The sequence below is a fragment of the Stagnihabitans sp. genome, from assembly GCF_964946895.1.
The window spans coordinates 39,570-63,101 of the sequence record NZ_CBBQHX010000002.1 but is presented as its reverse complement, the minus strand read 5'-3'; the positions used below and the strand labels follow the sequence as shown (position 1 = coordinate 63,101).

Here is a 23,532-nt window from a genome sequence, read left to right as displayed (position 1 = left end):
CGATTTTGGCGACGATGCGTCCTGCGCGCCTGCCGCGCAGACTTGACCTGATGCCTGCGGGCGTCCCCGATTTGGAAACAGGAATGCCTTTGACTGTCAGCCCTATTGCGCGAAAATTGGCCATGTTTTCGGACCTTTCGCCGTCCGACCTGCAGGCATTGACCGACCTGCACCGCAGACGCCGCAAATTCGCAGCCGGCCGCAGCCTTCTCCACCAGGGCGAGATCCTGCAATCGTCCTTCATTCTGGCCCATGGCTGGGCCTTTTCCTACAAGGTGCTGACAAACGGCGGTCGCCAGATTGTGGACTTCAAGATCCCGGGCGATTTCCTGGGCCTGCGTTCGATGCTGTTTCGCAGTTCTGATCAAAGCGTTGAGCCGATCACGCCGATCGAAGCCTCGGAATTCCTGCAAAGCGACATGTTCGAGATCTTTGGCCGGGCCCCGCGCCTTGCGACGGCGATGCTTTGGGCCGCCTCACGCGATGAAGCAATGGTCGTGGAACATCTGGTCGGCATGGGCCGGCGCAACGCGGCAGAGCGCACGGCCCATGTCTTGCTGGAGCTTGGCGCCAGGCTGCAACTGGTGGGACTTGCCGACGCCGGCGGCTATTCTTGCCCATTGTCGCAATACCTGTTGGCCGATGCCCTGGGCCTGAGTGCGGTGCACGTGAACCGCGTCCTGCGCGACATGCGCGAGCAGGGATTGCTGACCTTTCAACATGGTAAGGTCAGCTTCGACAACCTCAAGGGCCTGGTGGACTTTGCCGGGTTTGATACGGCCTATCTGGATCACAGCGGCCCCCTGCAGCCGTGATCGGGCCATCACAAAAGCATGTCACCGGCCGCGATGATGTGGCTGCCGAAGGATATTGCCAGATCGGCCACGCCATCGCCGTTCACGTCGCCGAAAAGATGCCCGGCGGTCAGCCACAATGCGCCAGCCCCACCCGGCCCGGCATGCAGGACAAAGCTTTGATGCCCGGCGAGCAGGGTGTTGGCGTCGATGGCTGTCAGGTCGATATGATCCAGTCCGGTCTGGAAGTCCTGCACCGAGTCCGGAGCCGCTTTCGAGCTGTCCTCCACCGAGGTGAAGACGAAGATATCCGCCCCCCCTTCGCCTTTCAGTTTGTCGCGACCGGCGCCACCGTCAATCACATCGTTGCCGGCCCCGCCGGACAGGATATCCGCGCCCACGCCGCCAAGCACATGGTCATCGCCCGCCCCGCCGTAGATCGTGTCGTTGCCTGCGCCGCCGGTCAGCACATTGGCCGCCGCATTGCCAAAGATCAGATCGGACATGGCCGACCCGGTGCCGTTGATGGCAGAAGTGCCGATCAGGTTCAGGCGCTCCATATCCTCCAGCATCGTGAAGTCGACCGTCGAATTCACTGTGTCGCTGCCTGCAAGACCATGCACGACTGTCCCTGCCACAGTTACGTCGAAGACATCCGCGCCTGCTGTTCCGGTCAGCACGGTGCCCGTCGCGCCATGATAGATGCCCGGACCGCCAAACATACCCGTCACCGCCGAAGTGGAAAGGAACGTCATGTCCGACAGGCGCAAGGCTCCGTCGTCAAACAGCAACCACTCGACCCCGTTCAGAAGGTCGCTGGAATGGACCCCCGTCTTTTCCGTGACATGCAGTCCATCCGCTGCCGTGCTGACCGCAAAATCCGCCCGCGCCCCGGTATAGGTCGCAATATCGACGCCAGCCCCGCCGATCAGCGTGTCATTGCCCTCGCCGCCGGTCAGCAGGTCATTGCCGGCCCCCCCGGTCAGCGTGTCGTCGCCGCCCATTCCGGACAACCAACTGCCGTTGTCATAGCCATGCACATCATCGCCGAGCCGTGAACCGACCACATGGCCGAACTTCACGATATTCGTCGAAGGATCGGTCGCCGTGCCATAGTGGGTGCCTGTCTCGTTGTAGAACACCGACATGCCGATGATGTCTGAAGCCACATCGCGGATCGAGGCGTCAACCATCACCACGTTGTCATGGTCGCGCCCGCCGTGGAAGTTGATGTCGCGGTCGGTTTGCAGCACATGCACGAAGTTCCCCGCCGCCGAGGTCCATGAGGCGAAGACGACGGAATGGCGCATGTCCTGATCGGTCAGATTATCGAAGGTGCTGTCATAGACGTCGCGGATCTGCAGGGCATAGCCATTGCCGCCGTCGCCCTTGTTATGCGACCCGGTCATTGTCATGCCATCAACGGTGGCCCCGATGCTCGCCGCGACATTGACCCCAAGCGATGGCACATCGTGCGCGGTGATGTCGAACAGATGCACGCCTGCCGTGCCATTGACCTCGATCACGGCGTTGCGGTCATACGCCGAGAGGGTGTTGGAGAAATTCGACGGGTCAGCCGCCGGCAGTCCATAGCTGACGGTAAAGCCGCCGACACTTACCCGCTCGGCCATCGCGATTTCACTGACCGTGGTTTCGCCCGGCACGAAGTCGAAATGCACGCCAGAGGCCAGGGTGATCACGTTGCCATTGACCGAAGCCACCTGCGCGATCGAGGTGCGTAGCGGGACATCTGTGTTGCGCCAGACCGTATCGCCGATCGAGTCAAAGAAGGCTGTGGTGCTGGCCCGCGACAGATAGACAAAATCGCCGGCGACAAAGCTGTGTGCCCCGGTCAATGTCAGGTGCGTGTCACCCGTTGCCACATCCGCCGCGAGGGTGAAATGGCCAGAAGTGGCACCCTGTCCGATCCGGAAGGCTTCCGCCCCGAGGGTGGGCTTGACATCAATAACCGTCTTGCCCGACCCGGCGCCCTCGACTGTTATGTCGTCTCGGGCGATCACGACGGTGCGGTCGAAGCTGAAATGCCCTTCGGCCAAATGAATGACACTGCCCGCCGCCGCCCCGTTGATCAGGTTTTGCAACGCCGCGGCACTGGTACCCGCCGCCACAAGCAATTCGGTCTGGATCGCAGGGGCAAGACTGGCAGGAGCGCTGCCAAGGTGGGTCGAACTGCCCGCGCTCACGATAAGCGGGCTTTGTCCCGGTGACAGGTTGGCAGCGACGAAAAGCGGTTTTGAACTGATCTGAATTAGCGCGTCGGTTGATGGCGGTGCTAGTTTGAAGGCCAAGGGGGAGATTTCCTGCTCGGTCGAAAACACTGACAAACCCGATGAATCGGTCATGGCACGCCCCTGTGATGTGGTGGATCAGGCCCCGTTCGCGGGACTAGTCCAGAACACCCCAAAGTCGAAGCAGCGCCAGCGCTGTTTTTTCGGCTGACAGAAAGCCGCCCAAAATGAGCGCAATGGGCGAAAAGATGCCGATACATTCTGCCTAAGGTTGTATTTGCGCTGGTGGCTGAGGTGTTTTGGTGATGAGGTTCGTTTCCGAATCCGTCTCAGACCCAAGTCAATCCCAGAGCTTTCGCGCCCGTCTCTCACACGGGGATCGGCCATTTATCAAAGTATCTCTGGCCCGCCGGTCTGAACCCTGTTGCCCTCTCGAAGGGCGGCACGGCTCAGGTGCGCGGTCGACGGTTTGCGCGCGGCTCCCTTCTTGGCCGCGTCTGGGGCCTTGTCCCAAGCGGCCTATCCGGTTTCAGGAAGACAATGACGCATGAAGGGCATGTCAGTGCCGTCAAACCGACGCCGGTTTGGCGGCAAGATGGAACCCAAACCGACGTCTCGCGTTGTGTGCAAGAGCATGATGGCTCGGCACAACACCTCAGGAGATGGCATTTGGATCATTCCACCCATATGGCTTTGACCAGCGACGAGCTGACCGCAACGAACCTGACCGATGCAGTGGTCTATGGTGCAGACGACGCAAAGATTGGCACCGTCTCGCATGTGCACGGCTTTGGCGCGGCGGTTCAGGTCATCGTTGATGTCGGCGGGTTTCTGGGCCTTGGTGCCAAGCCGGTCGCGCTGACCACAGATCAGTTGACCTTCATGCGCGCCGAGGATGGTTCGGTCCACGCCAAGACGTCCTGGACCAAGGATCAGGTCACGGCCTTGCCCGAACATCGCGATTGAAGACGACTGCGCAGCGCCCGGCACAGGCTTGGCGCCACCGCAGGTAACGCGGATCTGACGATTGGGGTGGGCATGGGAAAGCTATTGCTGGGTGGCGCGGCATTCGGGGTGCTTGCCTTGGTCGGACTTGGCCTGACGTCTTGCGAAAGGGCCACGGTGGACGTGGCCCGCGGCTACGGTCCGACCCCGGTCTTGCCCGAGCCGGATCCGGGTCTTCTGCCAACCGTGAACATTGCCCCGGCGACGGGTTGGCCGGCAGGGGCCACGCCTGTGGCGGCGATGGGCCTGTCGGTGGCCGCGTTTGCGGCGGGGCTTGACCATCCGCGCTGGCTGCATGTCTTGCCCAACGGCGATCTTCTGGTCGCCGAAAGCAATGCCCCCGCACAGCATGATGCGGGATCAGGCGTGAAGGGTTGGGTGATGGCTCAGGTCATGGCGGTTGCCGGGGCCGGCGTGCCGAGTGCCAATCGCATCACGCTCCTCCGCGATGCTGACGGCGATGGCGTGGCGGAAACCCGTTCGGTATTCCTGACCGGGCTGAACTCTCCGTTCGGCATGGCGCTGATTGGGACACAGCTGTACGTCGCCAACACGGACGCGGTCGTGGCCTATAGCTACCAGACCGGGGCGCTGACGGTCGACGGGCCGGGGCAGACCATCGTCACCCTGCCGGCCGGGCCGATCAATCACCATTGGACAAAGGACCTCATCGCCAGCCCCGATGGCAAACGCCTTTATGTGACCGTCGGCTCCAACAGCAATGTCGGGGAAAACGGCATGGCAGCCGAGACGAACCGCGCCGATGTGTTGGAGATCACCCTGGCCACGCGGGCGGTCAGCGTCTTTGCGTCGGGCTTGCGCAATGCCAACGGGCTGTCCTGGCAGCCCGACAGCGGCGCCCTCTGGGTTGCCGTCAACGAACGCGACGAAATCGGCAGCGATCTGGTGCCCGATTACATGACCGCGTTACGGCGCGGCGGGTTTTATGGCTGGCCCTACAGCTATTTCGGCCAGCATCCCGACAGTCGTCCACAGCCTCAGCGCCCGGATCTGGTCGCCACGGCTGTTGTGCCGGACTATGCCTTGGGCCCGCATACCGGGTCGTTGGGATTGACCTTCAACACGGGTGCCTTGTTCCCCACGCATTTTGCCAATGGCGCCTTCGTGGGCCAGCACGGGTCCTGGAACCGGCAGCCGCGTTCCGGGTACAAGGTCGTCTTTGTGCCCTTCGCCAAAGGCGTCCCCTCCGGTCCGCCGCAAGACATCCTGACCGGATTTCTGACTGCGGGAGGTGAGGCGATGGGACGGCCCGTCGGCGTTGCCATCGACCGCAGGGGCGCGCTTCTTGTGGCCGATGACGTTGGCAACACGATCTGGCGCGTCGTGCCCAAGGGCAAATAGACTGCGGTCGGCCAGATCATTCGCCCCTTTCGCGGCGACCTTCGCATGAGTGGTGAAACAGAAGGTCCGGGGATGGGATAAAGGCTCGACTACCGCTGCGTTGGTCAGAAGGGGAAATCAGAAAAACCCCGCTGTTCCTCGTGCCACCTGGTCTGATTGACGCCCGGCCCTCCTGCTTCAGATACCCAACGCGTCAAGATCAATCCCGTTCCCTCGCCCGCGCGCATGGGCTGGCCGGTCCCGGCGGATTTGGTCACCAATTGGGGAACCATGATCGTCTCAAAACGTTCTGTCCTGCCTGAAGTGCCAGGGGATTGGTGGGCACGATCGAAAGGATACCAAGTGAGCAGCATCATCTACCTTGTCGGCCTTGTGGTCGTCGTCCTGTTTGTCCTGTCGCTTCTCGGCCTGCGCTGAGACAGGGGGACATGACCATGGAACGGACTGAAGAAAACACGCGGGCTTCTGCACCGGACAAAGTTCTGGAAGGATCCTATCTCGACTGGCACGCAATTCTGGGCGGCGGTGTGGTTGCAGTGGCCATTGCCTCGGTCTTCACCGGCTTTGGTGCGGCGCTTGGCCTGTCGACCATCTCGGCCAAACCGGGTGAGGGAAGCTTCAGCCTGATGCTGATCCTCAGCGGCGTCTGGGTCGTGGTGACACTCGTCGCAAGCTACATGGCCGGGGGCTATATTGCCGGACGGATGCGGCGGCGCGTCGATACCGTCGGTGCCGACGAAGTAACGGTTCGCGACGGTTTGAATGGGCTGGTCGTCTGGGGACTGGGCATCATCGTGTCGGTCCTTTTGCTCGGGTCTGCGGTTTCGACCACCGTGGCGACTGTCGGGGCCATCGCATCTGACGCCGGCTCCGTGGCGGGAAGTGTTGCGCAGGCGACAGGCACCGTGCTGGCAGGTGCCGCCAATGGGGCGATCACCGCTGCAGCCTCCATGATGCCACAGGACTCCGGGGTAACCCCGATGGACTACCTGAACCGCACCCTGCTGCGGCCGATGACGCCGGCCACCGCGCCCGCAGATCCGGCGACCATGGCCGGCGACACGGCGGCAATCCTTGGCAATGTCCTCAAGACGGGCGCGATCTCGGATGCCGAGCGCGCCTATCTTGTCAGCGCGGTCGTGACAAGTTCCGGCGCCACACCCGCCGAGGCCGCAACCCGGGTCGATGCGGCCGTCACGGCGACGCAAAAGGCGCGGACCGATGCTGAAACGGTCATGGCAGATACCAAGGCCGCGGCGGACAAGTTGGCCGCAGATGCCAAGACGGCTGCGATCAAAGCGGCAGAGATGGCGCGGGTCAGTGCGATCCTGTCGGCCTTCTTGTTTGCCGCCTCGGCCATGGTGGCTGCTGCCGCCGCCTATATCGGCGCGGTACATGGCGGACGCCATCGGGACGAGGGCCGCATCTTCGGTGGCTTTGCCTATCGCCACTGACGGGACGACAAAGAAGACAAGCCTTGTGCCAGGCATGACTGGTTCAAGAAGGCCAAGGCAAACAGAACGCAGGCGCCCCGACCTTTGGGGCGCCTGATCTTTAGCTCTGGCTCCCGCCGCACGGCACGGCGCCATTCGACGGGGCAGGCTATGGGCGGTCCTCAGAAGCCATAGACGATCGACACGCCGACCTTGTTGTCCGCCCGGATCGCGCGGCTGTCGTTGTATTCCGTCAGGTAGCTGATCCGGGTCGACAGCATGTCGGACATCTTGATGTTCACGCCGATGTCGTTGTTGATGCGCAGCGACGATCTGGTCTTCAGAACATCCATGTCATCGGACAGAAAGACCGTCTCGTTGAAGCCATAAAACAGGCGCGAGGATGCGATATAGCCCAACTCCGAGTTGGAATGGCCAGAGCCGTCCTTCAGATAGCTTTGCCCGATGCCCGCCTGGACCCGCCAGGTCACCTGCTGGGTGTTGATGATCCGATAGCCGGGGCCGAACCCAAGGAAAGCGTCGGTGGCGGTTTGATCGGCCGTCTCGGCCAGCCCGTTCGACAAGGCCCGGCCCAGAACGAAGCCATAGAACTTGTCGTCGATATAGTAGTTCGCGTCATAAATGACGAAGATGTCTTGTTTCGATTTGACGCCGGCCGCGTCCGCGTAGTCGAGCGCAAAGCCGATGGTCTGGATCAAGGGACCGGCGGCATAGCGCAGGCGTGCCCCGATCGCCGTATCCTGCGACCGGTTGTTGCCGGTCTGCCCCGAATAGCTGAGCGAGGCGTTCCCCGACAGACCCGGCCGGAAATCAGGGTTTCCGAAACGGTTCGCATCGTTCCCCAGCGCAATGTCCTTGTTTGCGGCCGTCTGCATGTCGTCGATCCGCTGGTTCAATGCGGTCATGCCGGTGGTGTCAGGTGTCTGGGCCTGAGCCATCGCACCTGCCGACGCGAAGACCGCCGCGATCGCTATGATGTTCGATTTCATGATATACCCCTCGATGGGCTTGAAGTTGAAAAGGAAGCCCGGAAGACGCCATCGCCTTGCCGACACAATGAAACGCGCCATCCGTCGAAGGGTTGCCGTTTTTGGCCCGAAAGCCCGGCTTCTGTGCCACGTTGCCATTTCCTCAGAACGAACCAGGCCGACCGGCGGATATGCGCTCGACATGGCTGGCGGCATTTTATGACATAAAATCAGGTTGTTGCCGCACATTTCCCCGGATTTCGGTTCCTTGCGGTAACCTTGGATCTTCCCAATGGACCCTTTTCGCCGCAGCGACTGTCGCTTCCTTGCAACTATGACGAGAGTGAATTGTCGCAACCTTGATCTTGAAAGGACGTGTACAGGAGGGGTCTGCGCCGGTCATGGCGCCTGTCGGCAGGCCACGCAGTTGCAGGGTGATTTGGGGGGGTGGCCGGCAATCTGGTGAAACATCATGACGGCTGAGGGAGGCAGGCCCCACGACGCTACACCAAACTGCACTCATCGTGGCAACCGTACGGGCACGACAGGCCGATCTTGGGCCGATTCCTGCCCCATCATGCTGACGCACCTCAGTGGTTCGCCTGTCTACGTCACGCGGTGGAAGATTGGCTTGATTGCGTCACGCGCAGCGCGATGTCGCAGAGCCCGTGGCCGGGGTGTGCAAAACCCGCCCGGATGATCTCTCAATGCAGCAGCGGGCCCTTGTATTCCAGATAGGCCCGGTCGAAATCGGCAAATCGGACCAGACCGTCAAAGTCATCAAACTGCACGCGGCCATTGGCAAAGGTCACAAGCCCCGCTTCCTGCAACTGGCGCAGAACCCGGCTGACATGAATGGCCGAGATCCCCAGGGCGTCCGCCATCATGAAATGCGACAGGGGGCAGTCGTAGCCCAGCTTGCCGCCCATCCCCACAAGTTGCATGCGCGTGGCAATCTCCAGCAGGAAATGCCCCGTGCGTTCGGCAGCATTGCGTCGGCTCAGGCTGACCACGTGGTCCGCCAGCAGCGCTTCATCCCGGGAGGCCGACCACATCAGGGCAAAGCCAAGCCTCGGCGCCTGCGCCATGGTGTTCAACATGTCCGCCACCCGAACCTCTGCCGCAACGACCGGAGTAATTGCGGCGGTCAGGCGGTCGGGCGTCTGCAACAGGATGGACCGCAGGCCCAGAAAATCGCCCGGGATCCGAAAATCCACGATCTGGCGCGCACCGGCCGCGCCCTGCCGATAGGAAAAGGCCCAGCCCTCGGTCAGGATGAAGGCCTTCTGCTCATGCGGGATCGGGATCGGCACATCCAGACCGCCCCGGAAGGTGCGGCGACGCGATTGCAGATCCGACAGCACATCAAGCTCTCTGGAACTCAAGTCCGCAAACGCGCTGAGTTTTTGAGCCAAAGGGCTTGCCATGCCGATCATCAGGAAGATTCCTTTTGCGCCGTTTTATCCGGCATGGTTCGTCGGGTCGATCTCATGGAAATCGGCAGGGTCCTGAGAACCGGTTACACCAGCCTTGCCACCTATGAGGATCAGTGTCACTGGTGATTTGTGGACCAAGACGGTGCCATATGCAGTCTGTCCGCCATCCAAGGGCCGGTGGACGTCATTTCTCCGAAAGAAGCTGACCCTGAATGCAAAACACGTCGGATGTGGCCGGACTTGCGGCATTGGCCATTTGCGAGTCTCTGCTGCTTGCCCTCAATGACCGCAAGATCCTGCCAGAGAACGAAATCATCGGGATTCTGGTGGACGCCGCCGAAGGCCATGCCAGTGCGCCCGCAGATGACGAGAACAAAGGCACTCACCGCGCCGTCGCGGCCTTGATCCAAGCCATCATCGACGGAGGCAATTCGGTCCGCCACAGGTAGGCCGGGAACGAACAGGCTGGGCCGGTGACGTTGTCGCGGGTCGTCACGCCTTCCCGTTTTGTCATCAGCACTGTGCCCTGTCGTTCGAGGGACCAGAGAGCTTGCGCCCAAAGGCCATCTTGATGGATGGCAGATCGGGAAGCGCTTTGGGATTGGAACCGGGTAAGGCGGCGCGCCGCCGGATCAATCTTTTGGCCTGCCGCCCAGAATGAAGCCCAAGAGGGCGACGCCGATCAATGGGGCCCAGACCGCCGCCATCGCCGTGTTGTCCTTGAAGGCCGCGTTCAGGTCCTCCACGATAGAAGAGGCCAGCAGATCTGGCGGACGGCGGTTTTGCGCGATCAGCACCACAAGAAGGGCCATCGCCACGCCGCCGCCGCCGATCGTCAGCGCGGCGGCCACCGGGTCCAGAACCCGCGCCAGCCAGATCCACAGGGCGACCAGAAATCCGGTCATGCCAACCAGCAGACACAGCACGGCCAGCGCCCAGAGGCCTGCTGTCACCGCCACATGCCGAAGGGTTTGGGCAACCAGAAGACGGGCCAGCGTCAGGGCAAGGCGCAGCATGTCAACGGCGCCCGAACATCAGGCCCAGCAGCAGTCCCAGCCCGCCCGCCAGTGTAAGGGCCTGACCCGGGTTGCGCCGTGCATAATCCGTCACATCGGCAAGGGTTGCTTCCGCCGACCGGCCCGCCTCGGCAAGCCGGGCCTGTCCGTCGTTGCGCAGCGCCTCGGCCTGTTCGGCCAAGGTGGCGCGCAGCGTTGCGCCGCTGGTTTGGCCAAGTGCGGCAAGGGTCTCGGCGATGCGGGACATGTCGGCCCGCAGTTGCGCGATCTGTTCTTCCAGTTGGGCGACATCCGGTTCGGATTTGGCCATCATGTGCCTCCTGCGGCGATCGGTTTCAGATTGGGGCGGCGGGTCAGACGCGGCGTTGGTTTGGTGCGGTCGGGCACGGGCTTGGGCGGGCTGGCATCGCAGACGGCCAGCAACGCCGCCTCGATCGACGTCACCGCGAAATCAGCGCCAAGATCTTCGACTTCTGCCAGTTTGGCGGCAGAAACAGGCATCTGCAGGCCATCGGCGCGCAACGTATCCGGCATCTGCAAGATGACCACCCCGACCCGCACCTTTGGGGCGGCGCGCTTGATGCGGCGCACGTGCAAAAGAGAGGTGTGGGTGGGATTGCCGTCCAGGAACACCAGAACCAGACAATCGGTGGTCGCCAGCTGCAGGGTCGCGATGCGCGCGGGTGCCAGGTCGCCGTAGCGGCAGGCTCTTGTGGTTGCCCCCTCGATCCGCATGACATGCGCCAGCATGGCTGCCGCGACATTGTCGATCGAGCTGCGCCCGCCCACCACGCCGATGCGCAGACCCGCCGCCGGAAGGACATCGCCAGACGCGTCACCTTCTCCGGCATCCTCCATCGCCAGATCCTGCACCATGTCCAGGGCCACTTCGGCCAACCGGGCCTCCTGATCGCCATTCAGCACGCCACGGTCACGGTCATCCTGCGCCAGAAGCAGCGCGGGGATCAGGATGTCTTGGTAGTAATCGACCACCTCCATCGTCTCCAGCGCCTCTTCGGCGCCGAAGGTCGCCTCCATCGCGTCCCCGACCAAGAGCCGCTGGTACAGTTTGGCATGAACCGCCAGAACCTGTTCATCGCCCAACAGGATGTCGAAGATGCCGAATTGCGGAACATGGCGGCCCAGAACGACAAGACAGACGGTCAAAGGTGTCGAAAGCACCAGGCCCAGGGGCCCCCACAGAAAGGTCCAGACAATCGCTGCCACGATGATCGCCAAGGGGCTGAGGCCCGTGCGCGAGCCGTAAAGCCAAGGCTCGATGACGTTCGACGTGACCATCTCGACGGTACCGAACAGGGCTGCCGTCCACAGGACGGCCGACCAGTCGGGCGCGACGGCGAAGGCCAGAAACAGGGGGAAAGCCGCCGCGAGGGCCGAGCCGATGAAGGGTACAAACCGCAGGACCAGCGTCAGCAGCCCCCACAGAACGGCATTGGGCACCCCGATCAGGTAAAGCCCAAGCCCGATCGGCATGGCATAGACCACGTTGACCAGAAGCTGGATCAACAGATAGGTCGCAACCCGGTGGCCGGCTTCTTGCATGACCTGCGTCGTGCGGTGCAAGTCGTTGGAACCCACCAGACGGATGAACCGATCCCTCAGGTTCTCCCGCTCCAACAGCATGAAGATCACCAGAACGACGACCAATCCCGTCGTGGCCACCGGGCTGACCAGCGGGAAGACCAGACTTTGCAGCAAATCCACCGCATTGGCCGGCTTCACCACCTCGACCGGCATCGGGGCCTGACCCCCCGCTGGCAGGGCCGCGCCAATTCTGGCGTTGATTGCGGAAATCATGTCCGACAGCCGCGCAATCAGGCTGTTCCCGCCACTGCTTGCCTTCAGGCTTTCGACTTTGGTCAGGATATTCGCCTGAAAGGTCGGCAAATTCTGCGACAACGTCGCCAGTTGTGATGCCACGACCAAGGCGAAAGCCGCGATCAGCGTGAAGGCCAGAGTCACCACGGCAATGACGGTTGCCATCAACGGCAAGCCGCGACGCCGCAACAGGGTGACCAGAGGCGACAGCGCAAAGGTGATCAGCATGGCAATAGCCAAAGGCACGAAGATCTCGTGCGCCACCGTCAGAACCGTCGCCACACCCACCACCGTGGCCAATTGCGCAACATTGATCCGCCCGACCGGCGAGATCGAAGGGCCTTGCGTCCCGTCAGCAGCCATTGGCACGGCATCTCCCATCAGTCATAATGGCCATGGTGCGCCAAAGGCCAGCGAAGTCAACTCAACTCACAGCACGGGGATCTGCCAAAGGCCTTTGCAGGCTGTTCCGGCAGCGTGCCCGTCTTGATCTTCCGGCTTTTCGTCGTGGATCCGACAAGGGTCTACGCAAGCCCGTCAGTAAGGTGAAACGGGTCCGTCCTGATCCAGATAGCTGCGATCGAAGTCGGCGAAGTCGACAAGGTTATCATAGTCATCAAAGGACACGCGTCCGTTCTGAAAGGTCATCAGCCCAGCCTCGCGGATATCGCGCAGGACACGGTTTACGTGCACAGCTGTCAGGCCCAGGGCGTCAGCCAGATGGTATTGCGTCAAAGGGCAGTCAAAGCCGGCGCGGTCGCCCATGCCAACCAGCTTGAGCCGGGCGCCCAGTTCCAGCAGCAAATGCGCCGTACGCTCTGCGGCGGGCCTTTGGCCGACGCCCACCAGATGCTCGACCACCATCGCTTCATCGCGCGAAACCGCCCAAAGGACTGCCGTCGCCAGGCGCGGAGTCTTGGCAAAGGTCTGGAACAGTTCGGTCTTGGTCACCTCGGACGCCTCGATCGGCGTAATCGGCTCGACATTGTGATCCGAGGTGCGAAACAGCATCGAGCGCACACCCAGAAAATCTCCGGGGATCTGGAAGTTGACGATCTGGCGGTCCCCATCGGCGAGGATCTTGTAAGAGAAGGCCCAGCCTTCGGCCATGATGAAGGCGGATTGATCAATCTCGCCCTGATGGACAAGCTCAACGCCCGGCGCGAATTTCCGGCGGCGCAGGTAAAGGTCTGAAACTGCGTGTAATTCACCTTCGCCCAAACGGACATAGGATGCGATCTTGCGGGCGAAGGGACTGTTTTGAACCAAAGAGTAATCTTCTTTCAGGAATAAGCCGGCACCGTTCTCTTGCGATATTGCGGGGTCAAAGTGTCCCTATGCATACGGGGACAGGTTTCGATCCAAGAGGCCGTCCTTGCAGTTGCAAGGTCTGGGCCAGTGCCTGACGCGATATGTAGTCGAATGCCTTTCATCTCGCTACAGGTTTCTGGAATAATGCCATATGCCGCAGCGTCAGTCGTCATCCACCGCCATCTGAAGACGATGGCCGCTTGCCTCAAGTTTCCCGATGTCCCAGCCAACTCCTTCTGCCATGGTTGGCTTCCCCGGAAGGACATGCCGCCGACATTTCGTCCAATCCGGCACGACGTGGCGCTCAGTGAAACAACCCGAGAGCGCATTCTGACGGAAGTGCGCCTGCAAGGTCGGTCTCGATCCGACGGACATTCTTCCATGACCGGTGTTCCACCGCAAGGCACAGATCAATCCAAAGCTGCAGCGCGCCCTGATTTTCAACGCCAACCACACGCCGAAGGATCAGATTTGTGCGCCGTTGAGGCAGCCGCCTGCGGCTGTGCCGTCATCGTTTGCGACGCCGAGGGCTGCGCGGGGCTGATGCGCCCGCAACACACGGATGGCGGCAGGATTGCCGTGTTGGAACGGGCCGCCCGCGTCCTTTCAGCCGGGCGCGAAGCCTCCGATTGCATCGCCGGACTTTGCGCCCGGCTGAAAGGACGCTGACGGCGCCGCCGCACCGCTGGCCCCCTGCATCAACCGAAGGCCAGCGCGGCAGAACGGTGTTCGGCGTGCATTGCCATGCCGATTTCGGTGCCGGTTTGCACGATCAGGCTGGCGCGTTTCGCGGGCCTGGCACCGGGGCAGGGGCGCCTCCCGATCGCGATGTGTTTCGGCAACTGGTGCCCTTACGTCACGCCCAGAAGGCGCATCGCGTTGTCTTTCAGGATCAGCGGCCGCACCTCGTCCTTGAAAGGGGCCTTCTCGAACGCATCGAGCCACTTTTCCGGGGCGATCATCGGCCAGTCCGAGCCGAACAGCATCTTCTTCTTCAGCAAGCTGTTGGCATAGCGGATCAGGATTTCAGGGAAGTATTTCGGGCTCCAGCCAGACAAGTCTATGTAAACATTGGGCTTGTGCTGGGCGACCGACAACGCTTCGTCCTGCCAGGGGAAGGACGGGTGGGCGAGGACGATGGGCATGTCGGGGAAATCGACGGCCACGTCATCCAGAAACATCGGGTTGGAGTATTTCAGCCGCATCCCGTTGCCGCCGCGCATGCCGGATCCGACGCCGGTCTGACCGGTATGGAAAAGGGTGATGGCACCCTCTTCGGCAATGGCCTCGTAGAGCGGATAGGCCATGCGGTCGTTGGGGTAAAAGCCCTGCATGGTGGGGTGGAACTTGAAGCCCTTGACGCCGAAGTCGCGCACCAGCCGCCGCGCTTCGCGGGCACCAAGCTTGCCCTTGGCCGGGTCGATGGAGGCGAAGGGGATCAGGACATCGTCATTCTCGGCGGCCAGTTTGGCCACTTCCTCGTTGGCATAGCGGCGGTAGCCGGTCTGCCGCTCGGCATCGACGGGGAAGATCACGGCGGCGATGTTCTGGGCGCGGTAGTGGGCAGCGGTTTGCGGGACGGTGGGCGGATGCGACCACGGCGCGCCGAAGTATTTCGCCATGGTGGATTGCAGATCATCATAGCCGTCGTCGGCATGGCAACCGCAGGGCTCTTCGGCATGGGTGTGGAAGTCGATGGCGCGGATGGAGGAAAAATCAACCATGCGCGGCTCCGTTCAGGACGCGGCAGCCGCCGGGCGTTCTTGGGGCCGCCGACGGGGGGAATTTCGCAGTTCGGTTCGGTATGGGCATCGCAATCCTCCTGCCGGCAGTCTGGGGCAACGGGACTGCGCTGATCCAGAACTTTCTGCGGGCGTTTCACTTTTCAAGGTGGTTGATGGCGAAAGCCTTGTTGGTGAAAAGCAGAACCGTCACCGGCCCTTCGGCCGTGGCACCGTGGCAGCCGACCGTGCCTTCGGGATACCAGACGACATCGCCCGGCCCGAACGCGCCATCCTGCGTGAAAAGCCGCCCCGCGATCACCACCAGCCCATGCGCGCAAGGGTGGGTGTGGGCGGGCGTGACACTGCCGGCCCTATACCGCACCAGAATGGCCTCGGCCCCGGTTTCAGGGTCCTTGACCAGACGGGCGCTTTGGTGGCCGGTCCGGTCCTGCCAAGGGGTCTGATCCAGCCGCCACGCCTGCATGTTCATCTGATGCGCCCTTTGACCAAGAGCGGGGGTTTCACACCCCCGCACCCCCGTGGGATATTTGGACCAGGATGAATGGAATTTGATTTAAATTGTAGGGGTTTGGCGAGGCTGGTTTTCTTTTCGGTATTGGGTGCGATAGTTTGGCCTGTGGGGAGAGGTGCCATGCAGGTCAAATCGATTCAGGCGCTGGCGCGGGGGTTGCAGGTCTTGCAGGTCCTGCAGACGTCGCGCGGCATGTCTCTGGCGGTTTTGCATGGCCGGACCGGCGTGCCGAAGGCATCATTGCTGCGCATCCTGAAGACGCTGATGGAACAGGGCTTCATCTGGCAAAGGATGCTGGACGAGGCTTGGGTTCCCTCTTTCTCGCTGGCCGAGACGGCGGGGCGGATCGACCGGGATCATCAACTGGTCGAGGTCGCCTCGCCCATTCTGGAGGCCTTGACGGGCCGGGTCGAATGGCCCTCGGTTCTTGCGGTGCCACGGCTGAGCCATATGGAAGTGATCGAGACCAACGCGACGCGGGCCTATTTCGACAAGATCGCCCTCGGCCCGATGGGGTTTCAGGTCAACATGCTGCGGTCAGCCTCGGGCCGCGCGTTTCTGGCGTTCTGCGAAGCGCCGGCGCGCGAGGCGGTGCTGCAGACCCTGCGGCGATCTGACCGCAAGGGCGACCGGCTGGCGCAAAGTGCCGCCTATGTCGAGGCCGCCTTGGCTGAGACGCGGGCCCAGGGCTATGGCCTGCGCGACCCGGATTTCGGCGGCGATTTTGACGAAGGGCGGTCGGTCGTTGATGACGGGCGGGAATCGCTGGCCGTGCCGATAAGGCTCGCCGGTCATGTGCCGGGCACGCTGAACATCACCTGGACCCGCAAGGTCCACAAACGCGAGCGGGCGGTGGAGTTGCTGTTTGCCCCGGCACTGGCCGCAGCGGACGAGATCGCCCGACGGCTGGCAAGATCAGCGCCCGTTTCACCAAGTGAAATCACGCGCAGGGTGGATTGAGCGGCGCGCGCTCTGTGCCTAGCGTTTGGGCAACGCGAGGAGGCTTTCATGCTCACACGGTCAGACATCGACGATATCCTGAAGCTGATCGACGGATCGGATTTTCTGGAGCTGAAGCTGGAAATGGGCGATCTGAAGCTGGAATTGCGCCGGCCCGGAGCGGCTCTGTCGGCGGTTCCGGCTGAGCCGCCGGCGGTTGTGGCAAAGCCTGCGCCGGTCTCGGTGCCAGCGCCGGTCGTCGCCTCGGGCGGCGGGTCAGAGGTTCCCGCCCCGCTGCTGGGCATCTTCTGGCATGCGCCGCGCCCGGGCGCGGACCCTTTCGTTAAGCCGGGTGACAGGGTCACTGCGGATACCGTGATTGGCATCATCGAGGTGATGAAGCTGATGAACTCAGTGCCCGCCGGGATCGCTGGCCTGGTTCTGGCCTACGCCGCGCCCAACGGCGAGATGGTCGAACATGGCCAGGCCCTGATCCGCATCCAGCCGGAATAAGACATGATCCGCCGCATTTTTATTGCCAACCGGGGCGAGATTGCCGTGCGCATCATCCGCACCGCGCGGGAATTGGGGCTGGAGACGGTGCTGGGGGCATCCGCCGCTGACCGCGACTCGCTGGGGGCAAAGCTCGCCACGCGGGCGGTTGTGCTGGGGCCAGCGCCGTCGAAGGACAGCTATCTGAACATCGGCGCGGTGATCGAGGCGGCGAAGGGCACTGGCTGCGATGCCGTGCATCCGGGCTATGGGTTTCTCTCGGAGAACCGCGCACTGGCCGAGGCTTGCGCAGCGGCTGGCCTGATCTTCATCGGCCCCTCGCCCGACAATCTGGCCGCTGTGGGCGACAAGCTGACCGCCCGCGGCCATGCCGAGGCGGCGGGGGTGCCCTTGGTGCCGGGCGGGAATGCGTCTACCTTGGCTGAGGCGGAAGAGGTGGCCGGGCGCATCGGCTATCCGATCCTGATCAAGGCCGTCGCGGGGGGCGGCGGCAAGGGGATGAAGCGCGTTGACCGGCCAGAAGACCTCGCCCCGCAACTGTCGATGGCGATGGCCGAGGCGGCGGCGGCCTTTGGCGATGACCGCGTCTATCTGGAACGCTTCGTCACCGTCGGCCGCCATGTCGAGGTGCAGATCATCTCGGACGGCACCACCGTCCTGCATGCCGGTGAGCGTGATTGCTCGGTCCAGCGCCGCTATCAGAAGCTGGTCGAGGAGGCCCCCGCGCCGAACCTGTCCCCCGCGCTGCGGCAGGGCCTGCTGGACGCCGCCGTCGCCTATGCCCGCCATATCGGCTACCGCTCACTGGGCACGGTGGAATTCCTTGTCGACGTGCCGCGCAACGCCTTCTACTTTCTGGAAATGAACGCCCGGGTTCAGGTCGAACACCCGGTGACCGAGGCTGTCACTGGCCTTGACCTCATCGCCCAGCAGATCGCCATCGCCGAAGGCCGCCCCATGACCTTGCAGCAGGATGACCTGCACCCCAAAGGCCATGCCATCGAATGCCGCCTGAATGCCGAGGATGTTTTCCGCGATTTCCAACCCTCTCCGGGCCGGGTCACGCTGGCGTGGTTCCCCTCGTTGCCGGGCCTGCGGGTGGATACCCACATGACCACCGGCGCGCTGATCCCGCCCTATTACGACTCGATGGTGGCCAAGCTGATCGCGCATGGCCCAACCCGGGCCGATGCCATCGCCACCCTGCAAAAGGCGCTGAAGGTCTGCACCCTGCAAGGCATCACCACCAACGCGCCGCTGCATCAAGCCATCCTCGCCGACCCCGCGTTCCAAGCCGGCGGCGTCGATACCAACTACCTGACGGGCCTGCTGCCCAATCTGACAAAGGCCGCCCCATGACCAAGATCACCCTCATCGACACGACCGTCCGCGATGGCAACCAGTCGAACTGGGGCGCCACCGGCCTTGATACCGGCATGATGCTGCAAATCGCCCCGGTGATGGACCGCGTGGGGTTTGAGGCGATTGACTTCACCACCTCCACCCACATGGCCGTCGCCGTCCGCTATTCCAAGCAGAACCCGTGGGAGCGGCTGCGCCTGTTCCGCGCCGCAGCCCCCAAGACCACGCTGTCCTTCCTGACCACCGGCATGCGCTTCATCTCCTGGGAAACCGCCAGCCACGAGATGATGGAGTTCTCTTTCCGCCTGCTCGTCAACAACGGCATCCAGCGCTTTGCCGTGATGGACCCGATGAACAACGTCTCCGCCATGCTGACGATGGCCGACCTGACCCGCAAGGCCGGGGGCAGCCAGATCGTCGCCGCCCTCACCTTCACCCTCTCCCCCCTGCACGACGACGCCCACTTCGCCGACGCCGCCCGCCGCCTGACCGAGGGCGGCAAATTCGACCGCCTCTACCTCAAAGACCCCGGCGGCCTCGTCACCCCCGACCGCGCCCGCAGCCTCATCCCGGCCATCAAAGCCGCCATCCAAGTCCCGCTAGAGTTCCACTCCCACACCACCATCGGCCTCGCCCCCTTCTCCTACCTAGAAGCCGCCGAACGCGGCGCAGAGTGCCTGCACACCTCCTCCTCATCTGCCGCCAACGGCACCGGCCAGCCCGCCATGTCCCCCACCATCCGCAACCTGCGCGATCTTGGCCTGACGGTGGATGTCGATGACGAAGCCGTGGCGCAGATGGACGACTACTTCACCACCCTCGCGAAAGCCGAAGGCCTGCCGCACGGCACGCCGGGAGAATTCGACCGCAGCTATTTCCGCCACCAGATGCCCGGCGGCATGATGGGCACCATGAAGCGGCAACTCTCTGAAATGAAACGCCTTCACCTGCTTCCGCAGGTCCTTGAAGAGGTCGAACGCGTCCGCGCCGACCTTGGCTATCCCATCATGGTCACCCCCTTCAGCCAAGTCGTCGGCACCCAGGCCCTGATGAACGTCATCGCCGGCAAGCGCTACGAAACCGTCCCGGACGAGGTGACCCGCTACGTCCTCGGCCGTTTCGGTGCGCCGTCGATGCCCTTGGACCCGCAGGTCGAAGACCGCATCAAATCCTCCAAGCGGGCCAAGGAACTCGACGACGAACCCCGCATGGGCAGCCTCGACGAACTCCGCGCCAAGGTCGGCAAGCACTATTCGGACGAGGAATTCCTCCTCCGCGCCGTGATGCCCGCCGATCAGGTCGATGCCATGATCGCCGCAGGCCCCGCCCCGCAGACCTATGACCCCAAGACAAGGGGCGTCAAACACCTGCTGTCCGAACTGACCAAACGCAAGGGCCTGCAATCCGTGAAAATCTCCAAACCCGGCTTCAAGCTGGAACTGAACGGAGGCCAGCCATGATCCGCGCTGCCATTTTCGACATCGACGGCACCCTGGCCATGATGGACAAGGAAACCGGCACCTACACCGCCCTTCCCGGCGCGGTGGAGGCGCTGAAAATCCTCTCCACCAAAATGCCCGTCGTCGCCTATACCAACGGCACCTTCTTCCCGCCCGCCCATTACTACCCCCTCTTGGCCGACGCGGGCCTGCCCTTCAAACCCGGCCACATCCTCACTCCCGCCGCCGTCGCTGCCCGCCAACTGGCCCTGAAAGGCTACAAACGCCTGCTGGTCCTCGGCGCAGACGGCACCCGCGTCCCCCTGCGCGATGTTGGGATCGAGGTCGCCATCCCCGGCGACAAAGGCCCCTTCGACGCCGTGATGATCGGCTGGATGAAAGACTTCGGCGCCAAGGACCTTGAACACGCCGCCCAAGCCCTCTGGACCGGCCTGCCCCTCTACGCCACCTCGATCGCGCCCTATTTTGCGGGCGCCAACGGCCGCCTCCTAGGCATCTCCGGCGCCATCGCCGCCGCCCTGCAGAACGCCACCGGCGCCACCCCCACCGTCTTCGGCAAGCCCGAGACCATCGGCCTGCACGACATCGCCACCATGCTGAACATCCCGCCCGAGGATATGGTCGTCATCGGTGACGACCCCAAGCTTGAAATCGCCATGGCCCGCAAGGCAGGCGCCTTCACCGTGGGCGTCACCACCGGCACCGTAGACGTCGCAGGCTTCGCCGCCATGCCGGACACCCTCCGCGCCCATGTCACCCTGCCGGACCTGACCGGGCTTCTTTCGGAAAGCTGGTGGTAAGATGACCCCCGAAGGCACCATCCTGTGGGACGCATCCCAAGACCGCAAAGACAGCCTCAACATCACCAAATTCCTGCACTTCCTCTCCGCAAGGGGCCACACCTTCCAAGGCTACCAAGACCTCTGGCAGTGGAGCGTCACCGACCTTCCCGCCTTCTGGTCTGCCATCGCAGACCACTTCGACCTTATCCTCGAAGGCACCCCCACCGCCATCCTCACCGGCGACATGCCGAAGACGCGCTGGTTCCCCGGCACCAAAGCCAACTACGCCGAACACGTCCTGCGCCACGAACAGTCCGGCGACCCGGCGCGCACCATGCTGCACCACTCCAGCGAACTCCGCCCCATGCAGACCGCCTCATGGGCTGACATCGCCGGCCAAGTCCGCAAACTCGCCACCAAACTCCGCGCCATGGGCATAGGCCAAGGCGACCGCATCGTCGCCTACATGCCCAACCTGCCCGAAACCGTCATCGCCATGCTGGCCACCACCGCCATCGGCGCCATCTGGTCCTCTGCCGCACCCGAGTTCGGCGCCCAGACCGTCATCGACCGCTTCGGCCAGATCGCCCCAAAACTCGTCTTCGCCACCAACGGCTACCGTTACGGCGGCAAAGACTTCGACCGCTCCGCCGACCTGAACCGTATCCTGTCAGCCCTGCCGTCGGTGGAACACCTGATCCTCCTCGACTACCTCCCCGGTGCCGCCACCCCCGACCACCCCGCCACCAAATGGCAAGACCTGCTCACCGGCCCCGAAGTCCCAGCCGACGCCTTCCACTACACAAGGGTTCCCTCCGACCACCCGCTTTGGGTCCTCTTCACCTCTGGCACCACCGGCCTGCCCAAACCCATCGTCCAAGGCCACCACGGCATCCTCTTGGAACACTACAAATCCGCCGCCTTCCACTTCGAACTCCAACCCGGTGGAGCCCTCTTCTTCTACTCCACCACAGGCTGGATGGTCTGGAACACCCTGATGTGGGGCCCCCTGATGAACGGTCGCGCCGTCCTGTATGACGGCCACCCCAGCTACCCCGACGCCCGCCTCCTCTGGCGCATCGCGAATGAAACCCGCGCCACCGTCATCGGCATCAGCCCGACCTACATCCAGATCGTCAAACAGCAAAGTATTGTCCCCAAAGACGAATTCCCCCTCACCGCCCTGCAATCCATCATGCTGGTCGGCTCCCCCTCCACCCCCGAAACCTTCGAATGGGTCTACGGCAACGTCAAACCCGACCTCTGGGCAAGCTCTCAATCCGGCGGAACCGAGTTCTGCTCCGGCCTCCTCGCCGGCTCCCCCCTCCTGCCGACCCGCGCCGGCGAAATTCAGGCCCCCGGCCTCGGCACCGCCGCCTACGCCTTCTCCGATGACGGCCACCCCGTCATCGACGAAGTCGGCGAGCTGGTGATCACCCAACCCATGCCCTCCATGCCCCTGTTCTTCTGGGGCGACGAAACCTTCGCCCGCTACCAAGCCGCCTATTTCGATACCTTCCCCGGCCTCTGGCACCACGGCGACCGTGTGAAATTCAACGCCCACGGCGGCGCGCATGTCTTGGGCCGCTCCGATGCCACGCTCAACCGCTACGGCATCCGCATCGGCAGCGCCGAGATCTACCGCACCATCGAAGGCATCCCCGGCATCACCGACAGCCTGATCCTCTGCATCGAGGACGGCAAAGGCGGCTTCTACATGCCCCTCTTCGTGCAACTCCCGAAGGGCGAAACCCTCACCGACGCCCTCAAATCCCTGATCACCCAGCGCCTGCGCAGCGAACGCTCCCCCCGCCATGTCCCCGATGAGATCGTGCAAGCCCTCGAAATCCCCGTGACCCTGACCGGCAAGAAGATGGAGGTCCCGGTCCGCAAACTCCTGATGGGCCAACCGCTGGACAAGGTCGCCTCCAAAGACGCCACCCGCAACCCGGCGGCGTTGGACTGGTTCGCCGCCTTCGCCAAGGCCCGCGCATGATCGCCGACATCTTCTCGGTCAAAGGCAAAACAGCCTTCCTCACCGGCGCCGCCGCAGGCCTCGGCCGCGCCATGGCCGAGGCTTTGGGCGAAAACGGCGCCACTCTCTGCCTCTACGACCGCGACAGCGCCACGCTGGAAACCACCGCCCAGACCCTCCGCGGCCAAGGCGTGAAGGTGACCAATGTCACCGGCGACGTCACCGACGGCCCAGCCATCACCCAAGCCATCTCCGATCTTGTCGCCGCCGAAGGCCACCTCGACATCTGCATCGCCAACGCGGGCATTTCCGACGCCTCCCCCGCCCTCCTGCACGACGTGCAGGACGCCGACTGGACCCGCGTCATCGACGTCAACCTGAACGGCGTCTTCCTGACCTGCCGCGCAGCCCTTGGCCAGATGGTCACCCAAGGCCACGGCAAGCTGATCACCGTGGCCTCGATGTGGGGCCTCGCCGCCCCGGCCGGAGCCTTCCCCCGCCCCGCCTACGCCGCCAGCAAAGGCGCCGTCGTCAACCTGACCCGCGAAATGGCGCTGCACTATGCGGGCAAAGGCATCCAGATCAACGCCCTCTGCCCCGGCATCTTCCAGACCGAAACAAGGCCCAGAAACCCCGCCGCCGCCATCGCCTACACCCCCATGGGCCGCCTTGGCCGACCGGAAGAGATCAAGGGCGCCACCCTCTTTCTCGCCTCCTCCGCATCCGATTTCATGACCGGCCAAACATTGGTGATCGACGGCGGCGTGCTGGCGCGGTGACCCATTTGCTCCTTTGGAAATACTCTCGGGGG

The 23,532-nt window shown here is 63.2% G+C and carries 21 protein-coding genes; 12 read left to right on the top strand and 9 right to left on the bottom strand.

The features are described from left to right. Positions 1 to 122: 122 nt before the first annotated feature. Positions 123 to 815 carry a Crp/Fnr family transcriptional regulator gene (locus AC1Y2B_RS01830; RefSeq protein WP_482251341.1) on the top strand — a complete coding sequence of 231 codons (693 nt, stop codon included), beginning with the start codon at positions 123 to 125 and terminating at the stop codon, positions 813 to 815. Between the two features lie 8 nt (positions 816 to 823). Here AC1Y2B_RS01830 and AC1Y2B_RS01825 read toward each other — a convergent pair whose 3' ends face one another. Further along, positions 824 to 3,157 (bottom strand): calcium-binding protein, encoded by a 2,334-nt coding sequence (locus tag AC1Y2B_RS01825; RefSeq protein WP_482251340.1) that lies wholly within the window; start codon positions 3,155 to 3,157, stop codon positions 824 to 826. 555 nt (positions 3,158 to 3,712) lie between these two features. On the opposite strand from AC1Y2B_RS01825, the gene AC1Y2B_RS01820 reads away from it, so the two are divergent. The 3 genes from AC1Y2B_RS01820 (at position 3,713) to AC1Y2B_RS01810 (ending at position 6,864) form a co-directional block, all read left to right on the top strand. Next, positions 3,713 to 4,009 (top strand): PRC-barrel domain-containing protein, encoded by a 297-nt coding sequence (locus tag AC1Y2B_RS01820; RefSeq protein ID WP_482251339.1) that lies wholly within the window; start codon positions 3,713 to 3,715, stop codon positions 4,007 to 4,009. A 72-nt stretch (positions 4,010 to 4,081) separates the two neighbouring features. Then, on the top strand, positions 4,082 to 5,410 hold the full coding sequence (locus AC1Y2B_RS01815; RefSeq protein WP_482251338.1) for a PQQ-dependent sugar dehydrogenase: 1,329 nt from the start codon (positions 4,082 to 4,084) through the stop codon (positions 5,408 to 5,410). 434 nt (positions 5,411 to 5,844) lie between these two features. Beyond that, positions 5,845 to 6,864 (top strand): hypothetical protein, encoded by a 1,020-nt coding sequence (locus AC1Y2B_RS01810; RefSeq protein WP_482251337.1) that lies wholly within the window; start codon positions 5,845 to 5,847, stop codon positions 6,862 to 6,864. 161 nt (positions 6,865 to 7,025) lie between these two features. Here AC1Y2B_RS01810 and AC1Y2B_RS01805 read toward each other — a convergent pair whose 3' ends face one another. Continuing rightward, positions 7,026 to 7,853, bottom strand: coding sequence for a DUF481 domain-containing protein (locus tag AC1Y2B_RS01805; RefSeq protein WP_482251336.1), 828 nt, complete (start codon positions 7,851 to 7,853; stop codon positions 7,026 to 7,028). Positions 7,854 to 8,536: 683 nt separating this feature from the next. Next, a complete protein-coding gene (locus AC1Y2B_RS01800; protein ID WP_482251335.1) occupies positions 8,537 to 9,268 on the bottom strand; it encodes a Crp/Fnr family transcriptional regulator in 732 nt (243 codons plus the stop codon). Between the two features lie 212 nt (positions 9,269 to 9,480). On the opposite strand from AC1Y2B_RS01800, the gene AC1Y2B_RS01795 reads away from it, so the two are divergent. Further along, complete coding sequence (locus AC1Y2B_RS01795) at positions 9,481 to 9,717, top strand: hypothetical protein (protein WP_482251334.1); 237 nt, start codon at positions 9,481 to 9,483, stop codon at positions 9,715 to 9,717. A gap of 183 nt (positions 9,718 to 9,900) precedes the next feature. Here the strand turns inward: AC1Y2B_RS01795 and AC1Y2B_RS01790 are convergent, their stop codons facing one another. The 6 genes from AC1Y2B_RS01790 to AC1Y2B_RS01765 all read right to left on the bottom strand — a co-directional run bounded on the left by AC1Y2B_RS01790 (position 9,901) and on the right by AC1Y2B_RS01765 (position 15,648). Next, positions 9,901 to 10,284 carry a hypothetical protein gene (locus AC1Y2B_RS01790; RefSeq protein ID WP_482251333.1) on the bottom strand — a complete coding sequence of 128 codons (384 nt, stop codon included), beginning with the start codon at positions 10,282 to 10,284 and terminating at the stop codon, positions 9,901 to 9,903. Between the two features lies 1 nt (position 10,285). Continuing rightward, on the bottom strand, positions 10,286 to 10,594 hold the full coding sequence (locus AC1Y2B_RS01785; RefSeq protein WP_482251332.1) for a hypothetical protein: 309 nt from the start codon (positions 10,592 to 10,594) through the stop codon (positions 10,286 to 10,288). Continuing rightward, entirely contained in the window at positions 10,594 to 12,486 is a 1,893-nt protein-coding gene (locus tag AC1Y2B_RS01780) for an AI-2E family transporter (protein WP_482251331.1), read from the bottom strand. Before AC1Y2B_RS01780 ends, AC1Y2B_RS01785 begins: the two co-directional genes overlap by 1 nt. Before the next feature lie 174 nt (positions 12,487 to 12,660). Then, on the bottom strand, positions 12,661 to 13,392 hold the full coding sequence (locus AC1Y2B_RS01775) for a Crp/Fnr family transcriptional regulator (RefSeq protein ID WP_482251330.1): 732 nt from the start codon (positions 13,390 to 13,392) through the stop codon (positions 12,661 to 12,663). Positions 13,393 to 14,285: 893 nt separating this feature from the next. Next, complete coding sequence (locus AC1Y2B_RS01770; RefSeq protein WP_482251329.1) at positions 14,286 to 15,158, bottom strand: amidohydrolase family protein; 873 nt, start codon at positions 15,156 to 15,158, stop codon at positions 14,286 to 14,288. Positions 15,159 to 15,312: 154 nt separating this feature from the next. After that, positions 15,313 to 15,648, bottom strand: coding sequence for a cupin domain-containing protein (locus AC1Y2B_RS01765; protein ID WP_482251328.1), 336 nt, complete (start codon positions 15,646 to 15,648; stop codon positions 15,313 to 15,315). Between the two features lie 162 nt (positions 15,649 to 15,810). On the opposite strand from AC1Y2B_RS01765, the gene AC1Y2B_RS01760 reads away from it, so the two are divergent. From AC1Y2B_RS01760 to AC1Y2B_RS01730, 7 genes are read left to right on the top strand one after another with little or no spacing between them, the layout of a single operon-like run. Further along, entirely contained in the window at positions 15,811 to 16,650 is an 840-nt protein-coding gene (locus AC1Y2B_RS01760) for a helix-turn-helix domain-containing protein (RefSeq protein WP_482251327.1), read from the top strand. Positions 16,651 to 16,698: 48 nt separating this feature from the next. Continuing rightward, entirely contained in the window at positions 16,699 to 17,142 is a 444-nt protein-coding gene (locus AC1Y2B_RS01755) for an acetyl-CoA carboxylase biotin carboxyl carrier protein (RefSeq protein ID WP_482251326.1), read from the top strand. A 3-nt stretch (positions 17,143 to 17,145) separates the two neighbouring features. Next, positions 17,146 to 18,501, top strand: a complete 1,356-nt coding sequence (locus AC1Y2B_RS01750) for an acetyl-CoA carboxylase biotin carboxylase subunit (RefSeq protein WP_482251325.1) — start codon at positions 17,146 to 17,148, stop codon at positions 18,499 to 18,501. Then, the gene (locus AC1Y2B_RS01745) at positions 18,498 to 19,964 is read left to right on the top strand and encodes a hypothetical protein (RefSeq protein WP_482251324.1); all 1,467 of its coding nucleotides are present in this window, start codon (positions 18,498 to 18,500) and stop codon (positions 19,962 to 19,964) included. The genes AC1Y2B_RS01750 and AC1Y2B_RS01745 overlap by 4 nt, the downstream gene beginning before the upstream one ends. Further along, the gene (locus tag AC1Y2B_RS01740; RefSeq protein WP_482251323.1) at positions 19,961 to 20,764 is read left to right on the top strand and encodes an HAD-IIA family hydrolase; all 804 of its coding nucleotides are present in this window, start codon (positions 19,961 to 19,963) and stop codon (positions 20,762 to 20,764) included. The genes AC1Y2B_RS01745 and AC1Y2B_RS01740 overlap by 4 nt, the downstream gene beginning before the upstream one ends. Position 20,765: 1 nt before the next feature. Beyond that, positions 20,766 to 22,742, top strand: a complete 1,977-nt coding sequence (locus AC1Y2B_RS01735) for an acetoacetate--CoA ligase (RefSeq protein ID WP_482251322.1) — start codon at positions 20,766 to 20,768, stop codon at positions 22,740 to 22,742. Further along, positions 22,739 to 23,500, top strand: coding sequence for an SDR family NAD(P)-dependent oxidoreductase (locus tag AC1Y2B_RS01730; protein ID WP_482251321.1), 762 nt, complete (start codon positions 22,739 to 22,741; stop codon positions 23,498 to 23,500). The genes AC1Y2B_RS01735 and AC1Y2B_RS01730 overlap by 4 nt, the downstream gene beginning before the upstream one ends. Positions 23,501 to 23,532 lie beyond the last annotated feature (32 nt).